The sequence below is a fragment of the Bradyrhizobium sp. Arg237L genome (assembly GCF_029990105.1).
Taxonomy (GTDB): Bacteria; Pseudomonadota; Alphaproteobacteria; order Rhizobiales; family Xanthobacteraceae; genus Bradyrhizobium.
Window position 1 is genome coordinate 1 of sequence record NZ_JAQMIL010000056.1, and the last position, 17,475, is coordinate 17,475.

The window sequence follows — 17,475 nt, forward strand, 5'->3', positions numbered from 1 at the left end:
AGACGCGCGGAGTTAAATCACTGATTTGCCCGACGACGGAAGCGGAATGTTTTTTGCGCGAGGACTGGACGAGGCAAATCACGTTGGAATTGCTCGCGAATTTTTCTCCCCCGTCATTCCGGGGCACGCGCAGCGTGACCCCGGAATCCATTTCACCGCCCGCGCCTGTGGCCTGATGGATTCCGGGCTCGATGCTTCGCATCGCCCCGGAATGACGGCTGAGGAATGCGGCGACACGAATGGCCAAAACCGGCCCGCCCTACCACTCTTCCGGGCAGGGATCGACGATCTTCCAGAGTTCGATGCCGTTCTTGATCTTCTTCATTTCGGTGGTCAGCCCACCGTTGCGGCGGATCCAGTCCCTCACCGTCTGTGGGTAATAGGACATCAGGTCGGAGGTGCCATCGAGGCTCGTGACCTTGATGCCGAAGGTGAAGGCCTTGTCGTAATAGGCCTGGTGGAAACCGACGCTTGCCCTGGGCGTGACGCAGATCTTGTTCATCGGCACGATGCCGAACACCAGCGTGCAGGCGGAATTGCAGATACCGTCGATGATGACGCGCTCGCCGCGCTCGCGGATGCGCTTGTACTTGGCCTTGTACTCATCGACATAGCCGCCGTGGTCGCGCGTGATGTGCAGGACGGCACGCGCCGGCGCCATCGCGAGAGCAAGGAACAACAGGGCGAGAAGCGTGATGCGCATGAACAATGTAACAGTAGCCTTGGTCGCCTCAAACAAAGCCGGCTGCGGGCCCCGGACCAGACCCCAAAACTCTGGCCGGACTGTGTTGGGAAACCGTTAAGCATCCAGAATGGGCCAAAAATTGACGTGATGTGGCCGATTTCCCGCAGTTTTTCCCGCCAAACCGCGCTAAATGAAAGGCCGGATCGGCCAGAATCGCCTCGGCTGGCCCTGGAGACGCACAATGCCCAGACTGAAGTTTTTCGCCGCCGCAGCGGTTCTTGCCGCCATGGCTGCCGCCCCAAGCGTGGCCGACGCCCGCCATTACCGCCATCACCACCACCACCGGCACCACGCCGGGCACCTGCCCTATCAGATCAGCTACCTCCACAATTACGGCCCGGGCGCGACGCCCGGCACGTTCGCCTATTACGACGGCCCGACGGCGGTAAAATGCCGCCAGAGCGCCTCCGCCTATATCGGCCAGGACGGCCGCCGGCATCCCTGTTTCTGAAGGCCCCACCGGGCGGGACGCCGTGCGCAGGGCACCTTTTCCGCTCTACGCGCTGGCCGTTCCGGCCCAAACCTGATAATCGACGCTTGGATCATGATCCGACCATACCGAGTCGGATGCATGATCTGACTTCTCTGTCTGAGCATGATCTCCGTGCAAACGCTTCGCGTTTGTCGCGAGGGAAAACCGGTTTCTACTTTTCCGGATCATGCTCCAAGGCACGCGCTCGTAGCTCAGCTGGATAGAGCATCGGATTTCGATTCCGAGGGTCGGGAGTTCGAATCTCTCCGAGCGCGCCACAGCCGATGAAGATAGGCGCTACTGCTTCGCCGTGGCGCTATGATGCCGGGGCCCGGGTGCGCGCTCAAATCGCCAGGACTGCGATAGACTGCGATCTGGCACTTCGCCTTCTCGAGCAGCTTTTCCTCGGACCGGGCGATCACGGGCATTGCGAGGACCGTAATCCGGTTTCATAGTCTCGCGTCGCCCGGAGGCGCACCTCGACCGGCTAACGTGACGGTGCGACCAACCCGAAAAAATGCAAGAGACAATGCCGGGTTACTGGAAAGCGGAGAGACAGCGATGCTGTTTCGTCACGCGTTTGCTCTTGTGTCGATGACGGCGCTGTTGGTGGATCCCATCGACGCCGTGTCGCAGGACATGCTGCGCAGCGTCGACCTCAACAGCCCCGAAATGTCGACATCCGAGATGACGCGGGCCGAGGTCGAGACGCTTCTCAAGGCGGCGCCTCAAGACGCCGCGGGCCAGAGCTCTGCGGATTTGCAAGGAAAGCGGCTGTCGCAACTCGATCTCTCGGGGCTCGACTTCTCCGGCAGCAATCTCCGCCTCGTCAAGCTCAACCGGACTAGCCTGAAAGGCGCACGCTTCTATCGTGCCATCCTCAACCAGGCTTGGCTCATCGACGCGGATTTGACCGGGGCGTCTCTCGTAAATGCATCACTCCTCGGCACGCAGATGCAGCGCGCCAAGCTTGGCGGCGCCGATTTGAACAGCGCTCGCATAACCGCGGATCTTTCTGGTGCCAGCTTGATCGGGGCTAAGCTTGCTGGCGCCGATTTGAGCGCTGATATGCGCAACCAATCGATGGGCTTGATGCGTGGCGTGCTCAAATCCGCCGATCTCAGGAATGCCGATCTGAACGGCGCCAATCTCGCGCGCGCCGATCTCGAATTCGCGCAGCTGCAGAACGCCAATCTGGCGAATTGCAATCTTAGCGGTGCCGACCTTTCGGGAGCCGACTTGTCCAACACCAATCTCGCAGGCGCCGATTTCACCGAGACTGACCTCGCGTCGGCCCTCTTGCCGAGCGCAGCCGCGCTGGAAAAGGCCCGCAATCTGGACAAGGCCAGGAACTTGAACCTGGCGCGGCGCCTACCTTAGTGATCGCAGTGATCCGAAACCTGGCATTTCAGCCAGCAACTGAAGCGATCGGCGCCAATGCAGCGATGCCAACAGCCCTCAGATCAAGAAACAACTGGCTAGCCGAGACCGATGGGTGCGCCACGGCCGATGAAGATGTTAGCTCGCCGCATCCTTGAGCGCGGTTTCGAAGCTCTTTGCGTCGAAGGCCGGCATACTCTGGATCCGCCCCAGACCCTGGGTGGCGTACCAGACGGAGAACGCGAGCATCGCTCCCTCATTCGGGGCATCGACGATGTCGACGAAATCGTAATAGCCCTGCGTGTAGTGGATCGACTCGACCTTGATGCCCAGCTTGTCGAGTTTTGCCTTGGCCTTGCCGATCCGCTCCGATTGCTTGCTCGCCCACTCCGGGCTCAGACTACCAAGCAGCACATATTTCATGGCCACCTCCACGTGACGTTGATCATGATGCGCGAAGGACCCCACGATTATACGCCTTCCAGGGACCCGTGCCATGTCGTTGTGCGTAGCGGGAACGGCAAGATACGGCCTCCCCGGCCCCGCATTTTGTCCGACAAGCCCTACAGCCAGCGCCGCACCCGCGCGCGGTAGCGGCGATAGGCGTTCCCGAACTTGCGCTCGAGATAGGCTTCCTCGCGGGTGATCACACCGTAGCGGATGACAAGCGCGAAGGGCACCAGCGTCATCAGCAGCCAGAGGTCGTTGAAGGCAATGGCCAGGCCGATGAGCCCCAGTACCATGCCGAGATAGATGGGGTTGCGCGTGAAGCGGTAGGGGCCAGTCTCCACGATGGTCGTGGACGGCAAGTTGGTGGGCACATTCGAGCCGGCCCGGGTCATGGTAGTGATCGCCCACGCGACCAGCGCCACCGCAACGACAAACACTATCGCGCCGAGCCAGCCTGCAGCAACCACGGCCGGCAAGAACGGCAAGGGTATGAGCCAGTTGAGCGCGAGACCGGCAAGCACCGCTAGCACCCACGCGATCGGCGGCCGGACAATGACATTCGCAGTATCTGCCGTGTCAGTCATAGTGGGGCCGGTGAACCTGCACCCCTTTTGATGTGGCCAGCCGAAGACTATTTGCAAGCGTATCGCAAAATCGCAGGCGGTCCGAGATTTGCCGGTTGGAACGCGCAGCGGGCCGCCGCATCATAGCGCCACGGCGAAGCAATAGAGCCCATCCTCGTCTGCCGTGGCGCGCCGCACCACCTAAGATATTGTATTCCTTGCATCTTTTTCGTTTGGCCCGTTTCGGCACCGCCCGTGCAATTGACGGGCAAAAACGCATCACTCAGCTCCGCAAAGTGCTGGCCAGGGGTTCAGCTTGGATGCATCCTAATGCGCCGCAGGGTCTGTGGGCGCACCCCCCTATGCAGCTCCCCCGCGCAAAAATAATAGCGAACTGTGCTCAACCGAACAGAGACTTAGCGTCGATTGTCTAGACTCCCATGTCCGCGTAGCGCACAGGCCAACGAGGACGTGAGCCATGAAGGACCTCAGCGGAAAATTGCACCAGCTCCGGGCTGATGCCAACAATTGTGCCGTCATGGCCATGTCGGCGACGGATCCAAATAAACGCGAGCTGCTTAAGCGTTTGGCGGATGAGCTTGCCATCGAGGCGCTTGAGCTGGAACAGGTCGTGAAAAGGCAAACAGGGGATCTGGGCTCCGACGAGCAGTACAATGCCTTGTCCAAGCCAGCGTTAGACCCCCCTATGCCGATCCGGAGAAAGCCGCTCGCCGGCTCGTGAAGCTCGCGCGTGCCGTCGAGCCGAAACAGACGGACCGCATTCACATCGAGAAAATCAACTACTCGTTTCTTTTTCAGGACAAGGCCAAGCCGGCCGGATACGGCGCCGGGTTTTGCCGCGCTCCGGCAAGACTTTAAGCACGTATTACCTCAGCGCGTACTATCCGACCGGCGATGTCGCCGAGCTGTGCGAGCTGATTGGCCAACGGCTGGGGAAAAACAGTCGTTACGTCAATAGCGCTGCATGTTTCCGGATCGGCGAAGCGATATCCTTTTCGAAGTGTGGGCTTCGGATGCATCATGCAGTTCAGCCGCATCATCGGTCCGACGGAAGACTTCCAAATTTGGAGCGCGATAAGCCGCGGGTTCTCGTTCGTGATCAGTAATGAGAGCCGGACCGGCCCCGGCCTTCACGGAGAGCCCGGCTTTGTTGCCTCGTGGCGTCCCATCGATCTGAACAGGCCGGCGATCAGAGTGGGCGGTTCGCCGTTCAAGACCTTCGCTGAAGCCGAGACTGCGTGTGAGGCGATGCTGAAGCACCTGACCGATGACAGGATCGAGTAGATGCAGTCGCCTCCCTCTACTTGGCGATTGCCATAATCTGACGATCGTACTTCACCTTCGCCAGGTCGCAGTGCCCTCTTTGTTATCGCCGCTGGCGGCTTTGCTGAGTTGGCGTGCAAACTCTCTCCGAAGAACTTCGCCATCTCACGTCGGTTCTACGATCCGGGTACAGCGGGCATCCATAGTTCAACTCGGAAAAATGAGACAGGTCGTCGTGCCATGAGCGAGCAATCGGCCCTTGCCGTCCGTGACGCGCCCTTCGGCGGTGCCGATGCGGCGTCCGCAATTCAGAACCATTCCTTCGGCCCTGATCTGGCCCGTTTCCGGCGTGATTGGGCGCACAAGAGAAATCTTGAATTCGAGCGTTGTCTGAGCCACGCCCTGGTCCAGCGTCGATTGGACGGCGAGCCCCATGCAGCTATCGAGCAGCGTCGCCGTGAGGCCGCCATGGACCGTGCCGGCTGGATTTAGGTGGGCGTCGGTTGGAATGAGCGTCACGATAACACGACCGCGCGTAGCCTCAGCCACGTCGTACCCCAACGTTCGCGCCAAGGTGTTGAGAGGAATCGTGCCGCTGGCAAGGCCCTGCACAAACTCCAGTCCACTCATCGTCTTCTGTGTCTCGGCATCCACCGTCCCGAAGGTCTTGGTCAGCATCGTATCTCACTCCGCCTCGCTCAGCTCGTTATCGTCCTTGGCGACGCTTTCTTGCGAAACGCCGATGGTGACCGGCCATAGATCCGGCTGAAAGATGCGCTCATGCGCCTTGCACTCGAAAACCCGGCACGCTTGGCGATGAGAGGAATTGGAAGATCGCTTTCATCGAGGAGACGCTTTGCACGTTGAACACGAAGCGAAAGCGCGACTTGCAGAGGCGATGCATCGAGGTGCTCGGCAAACAGCCGCGCCAGGTGCCGGGGTCCTACTCCGAGACGATCGGCCAATGCTTCGATATTGCTCCGATCAAGTGCGCCGTTTTCGATGAGCGCCAGTGCACGTTCGACAGTCGTCCTGGTCCCCTTCCAGGCCGGGCAGAAAGGAGCGGCCTCCGGACGGCAGCGGAGGCAGGGTCGAAAACCCGCGTGTTCCGCGGCAGCGGCGCTGCGATAAAACCTCACATTCCGCGAGAGCGGCGTTCGCACCGGGCAGACGGGCCGGCAATACACTCCCGTCGTCTTGACCGCCACGAACACCAGCCCGTCCCACGCCGGATCGCGGCGCCGAAATGCTTCATATTGTGCGGCGAAATCGAGCATGCGATTGCTATAATGACCATAGCCGCAGGTGGCGAGCCATTCTCGAAGACCAGGTCCGAAAACGACCGCCGCCAGGACGGCACGCGCTCGTAGCTAAGCTTGATAGAGCATCGGATTTCGATTCCGAGGGTCGGGCATTCGAATCTCTCCGGCCCGCCACTTCGTACACCCCTGGGCACTCCAGAACCTGCCGTTTTGCGCTTGGTGCGAGCACCGGCGTGCGCAGGAGTACGCTTTTCCACATGATGCGAAGTGGCGCTCTATTTGTCCTCGTCGGGGGCAAATCGAGCATGCTGAAGGTCCATCCTGTCGTGGAGGATGCGCACGATTTCGATCGTGCTCTTTGGCGCTACCCGGTACATGATGAAGTAGCTTCCGCGACGACCGCGTCGCTCAACATGGAGCGTGCGAAGACCCGGCATGATCGCGTCCCGGGCCTTGGAGCCTGCGACATCGGGACCGTCAGCAAGGTCACCAATCGCCTGAACGAGCGTGTCCCGATAGACGCGCGATTGTCGCGCGCCAAAATTCTCGGTGGTCCATTTCAGGATGTTCGCAAAGTCGAGTTCGGCAGCAGCGCCGAGACGGACGCGCCATCTATGCTCGGCCATACAGGCCCTATTCGGCTGTTCCGGAGATGACCTTCTCCGAGAGCTCGTTCAGATAGGCTTGCAGGTCTTCGATATTCCTGAATTCTTTGAATTCGCCTCGGTCCAATGCACCAACGCCGAGGCGAGCCGCAGCGCGTAAGGCCTTCAGCTTGCCCGCGTCCTCCGCCTCGCGTTGCTCCACCAGCCGCAACCCGTCACGCAGCACTTCGCTGGCGTTCTGATAGCGGCCGGACTTGACGAGGGTGTCAATGAGTTCTTCCTGGCGCTCGGTCAGCACAACATTTCTCGTTGGCATTGGCGGCGTCGCGGCTCGTTCAAAAAATGGCGTATGGCATAATATGCCATCAGCGTTCGATGGCCTCAACCCCGATTTTGGCGCGTGCACTATTATGGCTTTCGATTTGCCGTAACCAAGCGCGAAGGCGGCACGGGTTGCGATCGGCGCAATGTGCTGTAGGTTTGGAGAATACAGCTTACTGCCACCATTCTAACGAAAACAGGCCGGCCGGCTTGGAGCGTGGGCGACGACAGTCGCGTTCCGATCGGATCAGGCGTCGGGGAAGGAAGGCTTGGAGATGTCAGAATACGATCAGCCAACGCCAATGCGCTTCGCTCTCAGTCGTCGGCAAGTCGTGGTCGGCGCCGCGTGTCTCGCTGGCGCCGGAATCCGGGCGACGCGGTCGCCTGCCCAGACAACCCCTTACCGATTCCGGCAAGGCGACTTCGAAATCACGGTCTTAAGCGATGGCCATCTCGTGCTGCCGGCGACGATCCATGGGCTTGATGCGCCGCGGGAAGAGGTTCACAGGCTTCTACAAGAGGCTGGTTTGGATCCCGATCAGGTGAAGCCGGCAACAAATCCGGCTCTGATCCGCACCAGATCCGACCTCATTCTCCTCGATACCGGCTCTGGTGCGAACTTCCAGGGGACCGCCGGAAAACTGCTCGACAACCTCAAAGCTGCCAATATTGATCCGAAGAGCATCACCAAGGTCGTATTCACCCATGCGCATCCCGACCATATCTGGGGCACGATTGGCGCGGGCGGTGCCCTGAACTTTCCAAATGCCGCCTACTACGTCTCGGCAGTCGAATGGGATTTCTGGATGGACCCTCACCTCACGACGAAGCTCCCCGAACAAATGCATATCTTCGTCACGGGTGCGCAAACCAATCTTGCTGCGGTCAAGGATCGCGTGACCATGGTCAAGCCCGGTGATGACATCGTAACGGGCCTCAGCGTACTGGACAGTTCGGGTCACACGCCGGGTCATATTTCCTTGGTCCTGGCAGGCAGCGAGGGGCTGCTCATTCCGGCCGACGCGATCACGGAACCCGCCGTCTATTTTCCTCATCCGGAGTGGCAGTTCGCCTACGACATGGACAATGGCACAGCCGTCGCCAATCGGAAGAAGCTGCTCGACCGCGCCGCGACCGACAGGATGAAGATGCTGGGCTTCCACTGGCCCTATCCCGGCCTGGGCTTGGCCGAGCGGAAGGGCACGGGATATCAATATGTGCCAGCGGCCTGACGGCCGAAGATTGCTAAGTGGCCGCTGTCGATTGGCCGGATTTCAGGGGCCCGCCGATGCGGCTAACGCGGCGCCGCGCTAACACTCGATTTTCTGGCCCATCGAAAGCGTGGCCCGGCGGACTGATGCGAACCGCTTTCTCGACATCGTCGGGAGTGAAATCCTCACTTGGCTCAAAGCGAAATCGAGCTTGCAAGCCGAGGTTTCGCTCTTCACGGCAGCTCGCAAGCCGTCGCAGCCAGCCGAATTCTCCTTGATATCTCAGGAGGCACCCGATAAAATTGCAACCATTGATCGAGACATTTGGCTACTGACAGATATTACAATCTCCGAGAATGCGATGCAGCGCTGGCTGATTTCAGGCGCATCGGGGCAGTTGGGCGGTCATATCCTCAGTGCGCTTTCGCGTCACTGCCCTGGCGATTACGTGCATGCGCTTGGCCGTTCACCGCTGCCGGGCGCGCATGTCACCGAATTGGTGGATATCAGAAGGGGCGCGGCTTTGATGGAGTTGCTGCAACGCGCGACCCCGACGCGCATCCTGCACCTTGCGGGAGTACCGCCCCTGATCGCCGAGTCCGACCCCGCCTCCTGCCATGCGCTCCACGTTGACGCCGCGATGAGGATGGCGGCTTACGCCGCCTCTACGAACGGATGGATGCTGTATGCCTCGTCCGATTTCGTGTGGGACGGAAACGGCGGGTTCCACGATGAAGACGATGTGCCACTTCCGGCGAACGTCTATGGCAGAAGCAAGCTTGCCGGCGAGCGTGTCGTCATAGAGCACGGCTGCGGACTGGTCGCCCGCTACTCGCTGCTGTTCGGTTTCCCGGTCGATTGTCGCCAGACATCATGGACGACGATCGCCGCACGCCTCAAGCGCAACGAACCGGTCAACGCGATCGATAACGAATGGCGATCGCCAATCAGCCTGGCCGACGCAGCTTTGGCAACAATAGAGCTGGCAGTGCAACGTCATCACGGGCTCGTGCACATTTCAGGCTCATCTGCGATGACGCCGTACGAAATCATCTGCATGATGCGCCGGGAGATGAACTCGGCGTCGGACATCCAGCGGGTCTCGCGCGCCTCGTTCAGTCCGAACATGATCCGGCCGCGCAACGTCACCCAGTCGAACAGCCGGCTGAGGCGCCGCCTTCCGGGATTCGAGCCCGCGCCTTTGCGATCTGCTCTGCGCATCGCACAGGGCGCGGTGCCGCGCTTTTCCGTGATCATTCCGGTGTATCACGGAGCCGACACCGTAGGCCGGAGCCTGACTGCGCTTGCCGATCAACGCTTCGATAACGATGGCGGACTGCAAGCGAGCGACGTCGAGGTGCTGCTGGCACTGAACGACGGCCGGGAAGACAGCGAGGCGGCGGTGGCCGCGCATGTCGCGAGCTTGCGCGCACGGAACTTCCACGTGCGATTGCTGCGTACGCCGCCGACCCGCCGCGCCGCCATAGCCGCGGCCGAGGCGGTGGCGGCTGCCGGCACCCATCGCCTCTACCTGGACCAGGACGCCAGACTGTCCCCGTACGCGCTTTCCGCCTTATTTGCAGCGCTCACGATGGGCACAGGCATTCAATTCGCCGCGCCTCGCGCACGGTTCGATCCCTCCCCTTCCCCGGTGGTGCGCGCGTTCTGCCGTTACTGGTGCGCTTTACCCTATTGCGATGCTTCGCCCGTCACCATGGGCGCCTATGCAGTGTCAGCCGAGGGCCGGCGGCGGTGGGGCGCGCTCCCGCAACTCGCGTCGGACGACAAGTTTGTCCGGATGCTGTTCGCTCCGAAGGAACGGCTGCTGCTCGCATCGGAGAGCTACCATGTGGTGGCGCCGCAAGGCTGGCGCGAGTTGATCCGGGCTCGGCGCCGCTACCTGCGTGGCAATCGCGAATTGGCGCGGGCGACCCACCTTGCTCCTCCAGATCCGATTCCGCGCTACAGGGGCGTCCTCAGGCCGCTTCTGCGACCGTCGGCCTGGTTCGATTTCGCGGTCTTCGTGGCAGCCTATGGCGCGACCTGGCTGACGGAAAGCGTCGGGGCGCGAACGGCGAGACGATCGTGAACCACACCCTCGATGTCGTCATCCCCGCAGGTGGCGATCCTGGGCTGCTTCAGCGATGCCTTGTTGCACTTCTGTGCGACGGCCACGATATCGACCTTCGCGTGATCGTGGTGGCAAACGGGCCTGCGTCCAGCCAAAATCAGGCGAGCGCTGAGTTGTTGCTGAGGGCGTTCGAGGATGAACGCCAAACATTGATCGTCGTAACGAACACCTGTCCGGGCAAGACGGCGGCGCTCAATCGGGGTGATCGCGAACGTCGTGGCGGGGCGGTCCTTTACCTTGACGCAGACACCATCATTCTCCCTGGCACCTTGGCCGCGATTGTCGCAGGCCTGGCCACCGATGAGCCGCTTCTCGTCGCGCCTCCCATGGTGCTGGTTCGGCCGGAGGGCCGACTGGAGCGCGGGTTCGCCTCAGTGTGGCCGCGTCTCTCCGGGATGGAGAACGACGTCGTCGGAGCCGGCGTCTATGCCACGAACCCGGCGGGCCGCCGCAGGTGGAGCGCATTTCCCCCGATCGCGGCCGACGACCTGTTCGTGCGCTCGCTCTTCGCGAGAAGCGAACGAAAACTCCTTGCCGCGGGCGGCTTCCTGTTCAACCTCCCACGGAGATGGGATCTAATCCGGGCCAAGCGGCGGTGGGACCATGGCAATCGCACCCTTGCAGGACTGCACGATGTTCGGCCAGGCAACCTGCCCACGAGGTCGTTCCGGTCCCGATTGGGCGATGTCGCGCGTCTCTGGCGAGAGGGCCCAGCCCTCGCGTGCTTCGTACTGCTGGCGCTCTCGGCACGGCTTACCCGAGGCGAGAACGATGATGCCGCCGCGTGGATCGGGCCAAAGCCGCCGCCGATTGCACCGGTCGCACCACGCCGACCACGCATCGGCATATGCATCGTCACGCATAACAACGCTGATGAAATCAGAGCCTGCCTCACTTCGCTGAAATCTTGCTGGTCCGAGCTTTCGATTCGAATCGAGGACAACGCGTCGGTGGACGGCACGGCCGATCTTGTTCGACAAGCCGAATGCCGCACGAAGATCAGAGCGAACCCCGTCAATCGCGGATTCGCCGCTTCAGTCAACCGGCTCGCCGTCGATTTCGGTGAGGAAGTCGACCATCTTCTGCTCGTCAATCCGGACGTCGAACTGGCATCCGATGCGATCGATCAGTTGATCGCGGCCTCGCTGGTGAGCGAGGCGGAGGCGATCGTCGGCGGACGGATGATGCGGCACGACGGTAGCGTCGACCCCCACAACTGCCTTGCCGAACCGTCGCTCCGACAATCGATCGCGTTCGCACTGGGCCTGCGGCACTGGCCCGGTGGCAAGTGGCTCGATCCCGATGCGCTCGGCGGCTGGGGCCGGACCGGCATCCGGGCAGTCCCAGCGCTCACGGGAGCGATGCTCTTGATCAGCCGCGCATTGTGGCACCGCTTGGGCGGGTTCGATGAGCAATACTTCCTCTATGGAGAGGATGTTGACCTGTGCATCCGGGCGAAAAGACTGTCAGGTACCACGCTCTTCACTGGCTTTGCGCGCTATGTCCATCGCGGCGGCGCGAGTTCGGCGAGCGACACCCAGCGATGGATCGCGATCTTGCGCGGCAAGGTGAGCCTCTACCGCCAGCACCTGTCCCCGCTCGGAAGCAGCTTGGCTCGATGGCTGCTGCTGGGCGGCATAGCACTGCGCGCCGTGGCCGAGACATCAGGGCTCGCCGGCACAAAGATGTGGCAAGACCTGTGGCGAAAGCGCGACCTGTGGCGTCGCGGATGGCCGCAGCCTGACAACTCGCTCAGATAGCAGCGTGACTCCCCCTGCAGCTACGCGACAGGCGCGTTCACGCCGCCGAGGTGTCGATCTGGCGGCGGATCACCCGCCGCACCTCTGCATTCGACAGGAACAGATCGTGGTTGATGATGCCCCAGCCCGAGTCGGAAGCATCGACCACGCGCACGCCGAGCTTCTCGATGACGGCTTTCTCGGCGGCGCCGACGCGTGTCATGCCGCCGGCGAGCGACCCCGAGAGTGCGAGCGCGCGGTCGTTCGTCGCGGTGATCACCGTGATCTTGCGGGCGAGCGGCCCGATCCGGTTGATCGCCGACGAGAACACGTCCATGTCGATGTCGGGCGAAGCGAACACCACGGCGCCGATCCTGCCGTCAACGGTGTCACCATATCGATCATGGAGCTGGCGCAGGCTTTCGAGCGCCAGCATCGTTCCCATGCTGTGCGCCACGATGTGGACGCGGCCGACGCCCGGGGGCGTCACGATGGCCTGAAGCACGCGTTCGAAATCATCACGGGACCACATTGCGCTGTCGCGGTCGTAGGCGTAGTCGAACAATCCCGCCTTTGACGGCCAGGAGAACACCATCGTCTGGCCGCGGAACCGGATGCCATCGGAAAGATGGGCGGCATCGAGTGCCGCCGTCTCGAACGTCTGCTTGAAGCCATGCACATAGATCAGGACGTCTGATCCGCCGCCGCCGGCCTGCCCGAGAAGATCGCTGACGTCTCCCGAAACCGGCTCGACCTGATCAATACGCCAACCGCCGAGCCCCGCCGCCGCCAGGGAGAAACGGCTCTCGTCCGGCGGCACCAGCTTCGCCCGTGCGACGGTCATCGCGGAGGCCCGATCCGGCCCGAACCAAGGCTTCGCGCGCCCGCCTTTTACGGGCTTGCGCGTGGTTGCGACAAGCAGCGTGGGGTCCACCGACAGCGACGATGCGTCGTAGCGCGCGCCGGTCGCACCCAGACTGGCGCATCCGCCGAGCGCGAGTGCGCCCGCAGAGGATGCAAGCCCGCCCAGCAGGGCGCGGCGGGACATCATCACTTCGTTTCGCAGCGAGTGTCGGACGATCACGCGGGACTTCAGAAGCCGCCTCCGTAAGACCCGCCCCTCATGAATTTCCTGAATGATGATGGCGGCGAGAAAAGGGCGGCAGCTTCAGGCCGGGACGTAGGACCGCCGAACGGCGTAGATTCACTGATTACGGCGCGGAACAGGTCGGAACCCGGCGAAGCAAAGTTCCCTTGTGGCCATTCCGGTGAAGCCTTCAGGAGGAAAAAGCCGACCGCGACGGGCGCCAGTCTCTCGACCGATTCCTGCAACTGCGCGCCCGTTTGGGAAGCGCGTGCCTTCAGGAGCGCGCGGCAGCGGCTCTCCCGCGTTCGGTAACCTGATAGAGCACATGACCGGGGTCCTGAGGAAATACCTTCAGCCAACCTAACTCAACGAGGCGCTGATACCTGGTCTTATCAAGGTGTTCGATCACCGGCTTGGGGCGGCCGGCTGCAACGATCTCCCGGATCAATCTGAAATCATCGAGCTGCGCCATGATCAGTGCTCCTCGTTGCGTTCCGTACAATTTCAGCCCGCCCTCGGCGATGGGCTTCAAACTTCATCCGGTCCTTGCCTCGGCACATTGCACGTCGCGGTCACGCGCCAACAACAAGCTCGTTGATGGCGGCGATCAGGTGTCAGCCCAAGTATTCGGCGATATCCTCCAGCGAGGCGTCGAAACGCTCGCCAAGCACCGCGCAATTGCTGTCTTCCTTCACGAGCGCGTATTTGCGGAAGTTGTCTTCGTCGATCGAACGTGAGCGCGACTTATGGATCGCGTATCCGAGCCTGCGTGCACGCGCTCGCAAGGCACTTTCCTTCGTCAGGCAGTTCCGTTATGGCCGAAGGCTAGACGAAGGCCGCATTACGATCGATTCACCGCCGGCTCCGAGACAACGCCCATACGCTGGGACACAATGTTGTCTTTTGTTGTTTTTAGATGTTGTTTTTCTGCGCCAGCTCCAACGAGCATATCACACGCGCAGCGCCGGTGATAGACCGCCGCTCCCGGCGAATCGCCAACCAACTGTTCAGGCAAGAAGATCGTCGGCCCTGCTCCGCTCCGGCGAGCGAAGCTCCCATCACAGCAATCTGCCTAAAGCATCACGAGCTGGACCACACCATCTTCGAGCTCGCCGCGAGCAAGTCTCGCGCGAGCGATATGCTCGAACTCGGTTCGATGTCTGTGCAAGTAGCTGAAAGCTTGGTTCTGGGTCCGAAAAGTCGTCTGAAGTCGGCATGCTTGCCTGACCGGCCCGACCGCCAGTGAGAATGTAATGGTTTGCCCTGACTCGATGGTGGATACAGTCCCCATGCTCTTCGCCATGTGTCCGCCTACTCCATAGGAAATGAGCGTCAGATGGTTTCCGCACTGCGCCGCTGAGCGCCGGAAGTCAATGGCTTGATACCGGCGACCATGGAAACCTGGAACACGGATCAAGTGCCAACCCAGCGTTTGATTATCGGCCCCCTACGAAGGCCGGTTCAAAGCCAGAGCCGAACGTGTGCGCTATTTCGAGAGCACCTTCTTGCGCTTCCTGTTCGAGATGTCCGGACAAGCCGCTTGAGTTGTCGCCTCCTCGGCCTCCCTGGCCTCCCTCAAGGCGCGAAGACGTTCCATGTTCTTACGCACCGCAATGGCCTGTTGCTGGACGTCTGCCATCGCTCGCGCACCTTCTTCCATCGCGAGACGTTGCCGGTTAGCGCGCGCGATGCTTTCCGGGGATGCTTCAGCGGGTTTCTGGACAGCCATCTTGTCTTCCCAATCCGAACAACACAAAGCCCGCTCAATCCCGGGATCGAGCGGGCAATACTGCCATTTCAGTACATCCGTGAAATGGCGCGAACGGTTCAGGCCAGCGACAGATTCTCTGCGCTTACCTTGCCCCGCACTTTGTCAGTCTTGATTTCAAAGGCCACCTTCTGGCCTTCGGCAAGGCCGGAAAGACCCGCCCGTTCAACGGCGCTGATGTGAACGAACACATCGTTCCCGCCATCGTTGGGCTGGATAAAGCCAAACCCCTTTTGACCATTGAACCACTTCACAGTACCCGTCGGCATTCTTTCATCTCCAAAGCATATTCGCGCGACCGTCACGCGATCCATTCAACTGGCGATGTCTTTGGGAAAGAGCCCGCGGGCACATTCAGAAAGGCACAGCGGCTAATCGAACCGATGCAACCTACAGGCCTCGGCCCTGGATTACAAGTCCCGGAGGTAAAATCGGCCGTCGCGGAAGGAACTTCTTCTCCTGTTCGATGCAGCAGGTCGGCTGCAAATGCAGCAAGAGCACAGGCTGCTCAATCGAAATCCTTGCAAAAAGAGCTGGCTATTCCCGCCCATAGGCTCCATCGTCAAAACAATTGTATCGGCTTCGCGCCGTTGGCCGAGAGGCCGTGCGCTCCATCCGAACAGATTGCGGCGGCTCAGAATTGCGTCCCAACTTCTCTTCACCACCGGGATCGCTTTCAACCGAACTTCAGTACTCCGAAATCTCTGAAGCGCCCATCGCGGGAAGCTTCAACGGTTTTGCGCCGACAATGCTTAGGAGAAAAGCGCGTGCAGGTATTCGTCCGAGAGAACAACGTCGATCAGGCGCTTCGAATTCTGAAGCGGAAGATGCAGCGCGAAGGTGTTTTCAAGGAGATGCGCCGGCGTCGCTTCTACGAAAAGCCCTCGGACAAGGCTGCGCGAGAGAAGACAGAAGCCATACGACGGTTGCGCAAGCAGGCACGCAAGCAGGCTGTTCGAGACGGACTGATCGCTGCGCCGGCCAAAAAGCCGACCGACAACAAGCGCGGGCCGGAATTGCGTTCCAACATCATCGCCAGAACAGGACAGAACCAGCCGAATCCCACCCGGGAGTTCGCGCAGACGAAGACCGCGACCGAAACGTGATGCAGGAGACGTCGCAGCTATCACACCGGTTCGATATGGCGGGTTGGCCGCAAAGCCGTGAGGCTTTGAGTTTGCCAACGTAATCGAAGCGGCTCGTCTCGGTGCTCGCGAGCGCAAACCTTCACGCGTTGCGATCCTCAATGCGAGCTGGTGGCAGTCCTGGCGCAGTCGCGTTCGATCGGGTTCCGGGGGTGCTCACAGCGGGGAGCACCCTGACGGAAGGTGTTCACCGTGGGGCCACCGTGATTCCCCGGAATCCAAATAGGACCACGATACCGCTAAGGTTGCTTTCGCCGGGGCCAATTTCATTCCGAACAGATTTATTAACCGGCAAGGGCCGCTGAGAAATCAGCGGCCCTTTCGTTTCAGCGCCCCGGCGACAGGAATGCAGCGTTCAACCGGATTTGCCAAGCCGCAGTTTACTGGGCCTGACGCCATAGCGCCGGAGCAAGGCTCTGCTTAGCGCCCCCTCCGACTGGTAGCCGACATCGGCGGCAATCACGCAGATGGGGTCGTTCGTGGTCATGAGCCGCTGTCGCGCGAAGCCGAGACGCAGCTCGGTCAGGAAGGCGAGCGGCGCCAGTCCGGCCAGCTTGCGGAATGACCTGACGAGCGTTGCCCGGGATGCCGCGGACGCCTTCGCCAGGAGGTCGAGGGTCCAGTCGCGGGCGGGCTCGCGCAGCATCGCAAGCACCGCATGCGACGTCGAGCGATGGGTCAGAAGGGCGAGAAGACCGCTAGCCGGCGGCACCTCCTTGAGACGTTCGCGCAGCATCATCACGAAGAGTGCCGTTGCCAGATTGGTCGCGATAATCGTACTGCCGGTCTCGTTCGAATCCAATTCGTCGCTGATGCAGATCGCGAGCGTGTGTAATCGCTCGGCCAGCGGAAGCCTGGTCGAGCGCAGCACGACAAAGTTCGGAAGCGCGGCGATAAGGGCTTGCTCGGACGCAGCTTCACCCCGCAATACGCCGCAAACGAGCTCGGTGTCGTAGGCGATGCCCGGGGTCGACTTCGTGCGAATTGCATTGCGGAATTCCGTCACGATCCTGCGGATGGCGCCATCGGTCGAAACCGAGCGGACCACATGGGCGTCGCCGTGCGGGAGCAGCAATGTATCGCCGGCGCCAAGCTTCACCGGACCGTGACCGTTTATCTCGAACACGCAATGGCCGCGGGTCACGATATGAAACTGCGCCCCGCCGGACGGCTCGTGCGGCGAGACCCAGGTGCCGCCGAACCTGCAGAAATCCTGTAAATCGGGTTTGACGCGCAAAAATGGCGCCAGGCTGCTTAACGGATCATCGCTTTCGTTTCTTGTCATGGTCGCTTGCATCGCTGCCAGATGTTG

General features: G+C 61.3%; 23 protein-coding genes and 1 tRNA gene. 9 read left to right on the plus strand and 15 right to left on the minus strand.

What is annotated here, in order from left to right; translation table 11 throughout:
• Together OZ411_RS28960 and OZ411_RS28965 are read right to left on the minus strand one after the other, a co-directional pair.
• Positions 1 to 247, minus strand: a 247-nt coding sequence (locus OZ411_RS28960; RefSeq protein WP_282530703.1) for a hypothetical protein, incomplete at its 3' end; no start/stop codon positions are given.
• 12 nt (positions 248 to 259) lie between these two features.
• Positions 260 to 703 (minus strand): hypothetical protein, encoded by a 444-nt coding sequence (locus tag OZ411_RS28965; protein WP_282530704.1) that lies wholly within the window; start codon positions 701 to 703, stop codon positions 260 to 262.
• A 223-nt stretch (positions 704 to 926) separates the two neighbouring features.
• Here OZ411_RS28965 and OZ411_RS28970 point away from each other — a divergent pair, with 223 nt between their 5' ends.
• From OZ411_RS28970 to OZ411_RS28980, 3 genes are all read left to right on the plus strand, one after another.
• Complete coding sequence (locus OZ411_RS28970; protein ID WP_282530705.1) at positions 927 to 1,196, plus strand: hypothetical protein; 270 nt, start codon at positions 927 to 929, stop codon at positions 1,194 to 1,196.
• Between the two features lie 222 nt (positions 1,197 to 1,418).
• Positions 1,419 to 1,495 (plus strand) — tRNA-Arg (locus OZ411_RS28975).
• A 283-nt stretch (positions 1,496 to 1,778) separates the two neighbouring features.
• Positions 1,779 to 2,597, plus strand: coding sequence for a pentapeptide repeat-containing protein (locus tag OZ411_RS28980; protein WP_130581357.1), 819 nt, complete (start codon positions 1,779 to 1,781; stop codon positions 2,595 to 2,597).
• A gap of 138 nt (positions 2,598 to 2,735) precedes the next feature.
• Here OZ411_RS28980 and OZ411_RS28985 read toward each other — a convergent pair whose 3' ends face one another.
• Complete coding sequence (locus OZ411_RS28985; RefSeq protein ID WP_130581356.1) at positions 2,736 to 3,020, minus strand: GYD domain-containing protein; 285 nt, start codon at positions 3,018 to 3,020, stop codon at positions 2,736 to 2,738.
• 140 nt (positions 3,021 to 3,160) lie between these two features.
• A complete protein-coding gene (locus tag OZ411_RS28990) occupies positions 3,161 to 3,631 on the minus strand; it encodes an isoprenylcysteine carboxylmethyltransferase family protein (protein WP_282530706.1) in 471 nt (156 codons plus the stop codon).
• 457 nt (positions 3,632 to 4,088) lie between these two features.
• Here OZ411_RS28990 and OZ411_RS28995 point away from each other — a divergent pair, with 457 nt between their 5' ends.
• Both OZ411_RS28995 and OZ411_RS29000 read left to right on the plus strand, forming a co-directional pair.
• A complete protein-coding gene (locus tag OZ411_RS28995) occupies positions 4,089 to 4,352 on the plus strand; it encodes a hypothetical protein (RefSeq protein ID WP_130581354.1) in 264 nt (87 codons plus the stop codon).
• 299 nt (positions 4,353 to 4,651) lie between these two features.
• Complete coding sequence (locus tag OZ411_RS29000) at positions 4,652 to 4,915, plus strand: hypothetical protein (protein ID WP_282530707.1); 264 nt, start codon at positions 4,652 to 4,654, stop codon at positions 4,913 to 4,915.
• Between the two features lie 186 nt (positions 4,916 to 5,101).
• On the opposite strand, the gene OZ411_RS29005 is transcribed toward OZ411_RS29000, so the two are convergent.
• The 4 genes from OZ411_RS29005 to OZ411_RS29020 all read right to left on the minus strand — a co-directional run bounded on the left by OZ411_RS29005 (position 5,102) and on the right by OZ411_RS29020 (position 7,077).
• The gene (locus OZ411_RS29005) at positions 5,102 to 5,572 is read right to left on the minus strand and encodes a PaaI family thioesterase (RefSeq protein WP_282530708.1); all 471 of its coding nucleotides are present in this window, start codon (positions 5,570 to 5,572) and stop codon (positions 5,102 to 5,104) included.
• 20 nt (positions 5,573 to 5,592) lie between these two features.
• A complete protein-coding gene (locus OZ411_RS29010) occupies positions 5,593 to 6,171 on the minus strand; it encodes an Ada metal-binding domain-containing protein (RefSeq protein ID WP_130581351.1) in 579 nt (192 codons plus the stop codon).
• A gap of 260 nt (positions 6,172 to 6,431) precedes the next feature.
• A complete protein-coding gene (locus OZ411_RS29015; RefSeq protein WP_282530709.1) occupies positions 6,432 to 6,782 on the minus strand; it encodes a type II toxin-antitoxin system RelE/ParE family toxin in 351 nt (116 codons plus the stop codon).
• Between the two features lie 7 nt (positions 6,783 to 6,789).
• Positions 6,790 to 7,077: a type II toxin-antitoxin system ParD family antitoxin gene (locus tag OZ411_RS29020; RefSeq protein WP_282530710.1), complete on the minus strand. Its 288-nt coding sequence runs from the start codon at positions 7,075 to 7,077 to the stop codon at positions 6,790 to 6,792.
• Positions 7,078 to 7,357: 280 nt separating this feature from the next.
• On the opposite strand from OZ411_RS29020, the gene OZ411_RS29025 reads away from it, so the two are divergent.
• From OZ411_RS29025 to OZ411_RS29035, 3 genes are all read left to right on the plus strand, one after another.
• Positions 7,358 to 8,314 (plus strand): MBL fold metallo-hydrolase, encoded by a 957-nt coding sequence (locus OZ411_RS29025; protein WP_282530711.1) that lies wholly within the window; start codon positions 7,358 to 7,360, stop codon positions 8,312 to 8,314.
• A 190-nt stretch (positions 8,315 to 8,504) separates the two neighbouring features.
• Positions 8,505 to 10,382 (plus strand): sugar nucleotide-binding protein, encoded by a 1,878-nt coding sequence (locus OZ411_RS29030; protein WP_282530712.1) that lies wholly within the window; start codon positions 8,505 to 8,507, stop codon positions 10,380 to 10,382.
• Positions 10,379 to 12,184, plus strand: a complete 1,806-nt coding sequence (locus OZ411_RS29035; protein ID WP_282530713.1) for a glycosyltransferase — start codon at positions 10,379 to 10,381, stop codon at positions 12,182 to 12,184. The genes OZ411_RS29030 and OZ411_RS29035 overlap by 4 nt, the downstream gene beginning before the upstream one ends.
• Positions 12,185 to 12,221: 37 nt before the next feature.
• On the opposite strand, the gene OZ411_RS29040 is transcribed toward OZ411_RS29035, so the two are convergent.
• The 6 genes from OZ411_RS29040 to OZ411_RS29065 all read right to left on the minus strand — a co-directional run bounded on the left by OZ411_RS29040 (position 12,222) and on the right by OZ411_RS29065 (position 15,287).
• Positions 12,222 to 13,211, minus strand: coding sequence for an alpha/beta fold hydrolase (locus OZ411_RS29040; protein ID WP_282530714.1), 990 nt, complete (start codon positions 13,209 to 13,211; stop codon positions 12,222 to 12,224).
• Positions 13,212 to 13,524: 313 nt separating this feature from the next.
• A complete protein-coding gene (locus OZ411_RS29045; protein ID WP_130581364.1) occupies positions 13,525 to 13,722 on the minus strand; it encodes a TenA/THI-4 family protein in 198 nt (65 codons plus the stop codon).
• Between the two features lie 142 nt (positions 13,723 to 13,864).
• A complete protein-coding gene (locus OZ411_RS29050) occupies positions 13,865 to 14,035 on the minus strand; it encodes a hypothetical protein (protein WP_282530715.1) in 171 nt (56 codons plus the stop codon).
• Between the two features lie 287 nt (positions 14,036 to 14,322).
• Positions 14,323 to 14,541 (minus strand): hypothetical protein, encoded by a 219-nt coding sequence (locus OZ411_RS29055; RefSeq protein WP_130581363.1) that lies wholly within the window; start codon positions 14,539 to 14,541, stop codon positions 14,323 to 14,325.
• A 195-nt stretch (positions 14,542 to 14,736) separates the two neighbouring features.
• A complete protein-coding gene (locus OZ411_RS29060) occupies positions 14,737 to 14,979 on the minus strand; it encodes a transcriptional regulator (RefSeq protein ID WP_282530716.1) in 243 nt (80 codons plus the stop codon).
• 98 nt (positions 14,980 to 15,077) lie between these two features.
• Positions 15,078 to 15,287, minus strand: a complete 210-nt coding sequence (locus OZ411_RS29065; protein ID WP_130581712.1) for a cold-shock protein — start codon at positions 15,285 to 15,287, stop codon at positions 15,078 to 15,080.
• A gap of 498 nt (positions 15,288 to 15,785) precedes the next feature.
• Between OZ411_RS29065 and rpsU the strand changes: the two genes are divergently transcribed.
• Positions 15,786 to 16,124 carry a 30S ribosomal protein S21 gene (gene rpsU / locus OZ411_RS29070; protein WP_130581715.1) on the plus strand — a complete coding sequence of 113 codons (339 nt, stop codon included), beginning with the start codon at positions 15,786 to 15,788 and terminating at the stop codon, positions 16,122 to 16,124.
• Positions 16,125 to 16,518: 394 nt separating this feature from the next.
• On the opposite strand, the gene OZ411_RS29075 is transcribed toward rpsU, so the two are convergent.
• Complete coding sequence (locus OZ411_RS29075; protein ID WP_282530717.1) at positions 16,519 to 17,448, minus strand: AraC family transcriptional regulator; 930 nt, start codon at positions 17,446 to 17,448, stop codon at positions 16,519 to 16,521.
• Positions 17,449 to 17,475 lie beyond the last annotated feature (27 nt).

Excerpts from the sequence above, each read along its gene's own strand:
- OZ411_RS28965 (WP_282530704.1), bottom strand. The coding sequence starts at position 703 with ATGCGCATCACGCTTCTCGCCCTGTTGTTCCTTGCTCTCGCGATGGCG.
- OZ411_RS28970 (WP_282530705.1), top strand. The coding sequence starts at position 927 with ATGCCCAGACTGAAGTTTTTCGCCGCCGCAGCGGTTCTTGCCGCCATG.
- OZ411_RS28980 (WP_130581357.1), top strand. The coding sequence starts at position 1,779 with ATGCTGTTTCGTCACGCGTTTGCTCTTGTGTCGATGACGGCGCTGTTG.
- OZ411_RS28985 (WP_130581356.1), bottom strand. The coding sequence starts at position 3,020 with ATGAAATATGTGCTGCTTGGTAGTCTGAGCCCGGAGTGGGCGAGCAAG.
- OZ411_RS28990 (WP_282530706.1), bottom strand. The coding sequence starts at position 3,631 with ATGACTGACACGGCAGATACTGCGAATGTCATTGTCCGGCCGCCGATC.
- OZ411_RS28995 (WP_130581354.1), top strand. The coding sequence starts at position 4,089 with ATGAAGGACCTCAGCGGAAAATTGCACCAGCTCCGGGCTGATGCCAAC.
- OZ411_RS29000 (WP_282530707.1), top strand. The coding sequence starts at position 4,652 with ATGCAGTTCAGCCGCATCATCGGTCCGACGGAAGACTTCCAAATTTGG.
- OZ411_RS29005 (WP_282530708.1), bottom strand. The coding sequence starts at position 5,572 with ATGCTGACCAAGACCTTCGGGACGGTGGATGCCGAGACACAGAAGACG.
- OZ411_RS29010 (WP_130581351.1), bottom strand. The coding sequence starts at position 6,171 with ATGCTCGATTTCGCCGCACAATATGAAGCATTTCGGCGCCGCGATCCG.
- OZ411_RS29015 (WP_282530709.1), bottom strand. The coding sequence starts at position 6,782 with ATGGCCGAGCATAGATGGCGCGTCCGTCTCGGCGCTGCTGCCGAACTC.
- OZ411_RS29020 (WP_282530710.1), bottom strand. The coding sequence starts at position 7,077 with ATGCCAACGAGAAATGTTGTGCTGACCGAGCGCCAGGAAGAACTCATT.
- OZ411_RS29025 (WP_282530711.1), top strand. The coding sequence starts at position 7,358 with ATGTCAGAATACGATCAGCCAACGCCAATGCGCTTCGCTCTCAGTCGT.
- OZ411_RS29040 (WP_282530714.1), bottom strand. The coding sequence starts at position 13,211 with ATGTCCCGCCGCGCCCTGCTGGGCGGGCTTGCATCCTCTGCGGGCGCA.
- OZ411_RS29045 (WP_130581364.1), bottom strand. The coding sequence starts at position 13,722 with ATGGCGCAGCTCGATGATTTCAGATTGATCCGGGAGATCGTTGCAGCC.
- OZ411_RS29055 (WP_130581363.1), bottom strand. The coding sequence starts at position 14,541 with ATGGGGACTGTATCCACCATCGAGTCAGGGCAAACCATTACATTCTCA.
- OZ411_RS29060 (WP_282530716.1), bottom strand. The coding sequence starts at position 14,979 with ATGGCTGTCCAGAAACCCGCTGAAGCATCCCCGGAAAGCATCGCGCGC.
- OZ411_RS29065 (WP_130581712.1), bottom strand. The coding sequence starts at position 15,287 with ATGCCGACGGGTACTGTGAAGTGGTTCAATGGTCAAAAGGGGTTTGGC.
- OZ411_RS29075 (WP_282530717.1), bottom strand. The coding sequence starts at position 17,448 with ATGACAAGAAACGAAAGCGATGATCCGTTAAGCAGCCTGGCGCCATTT.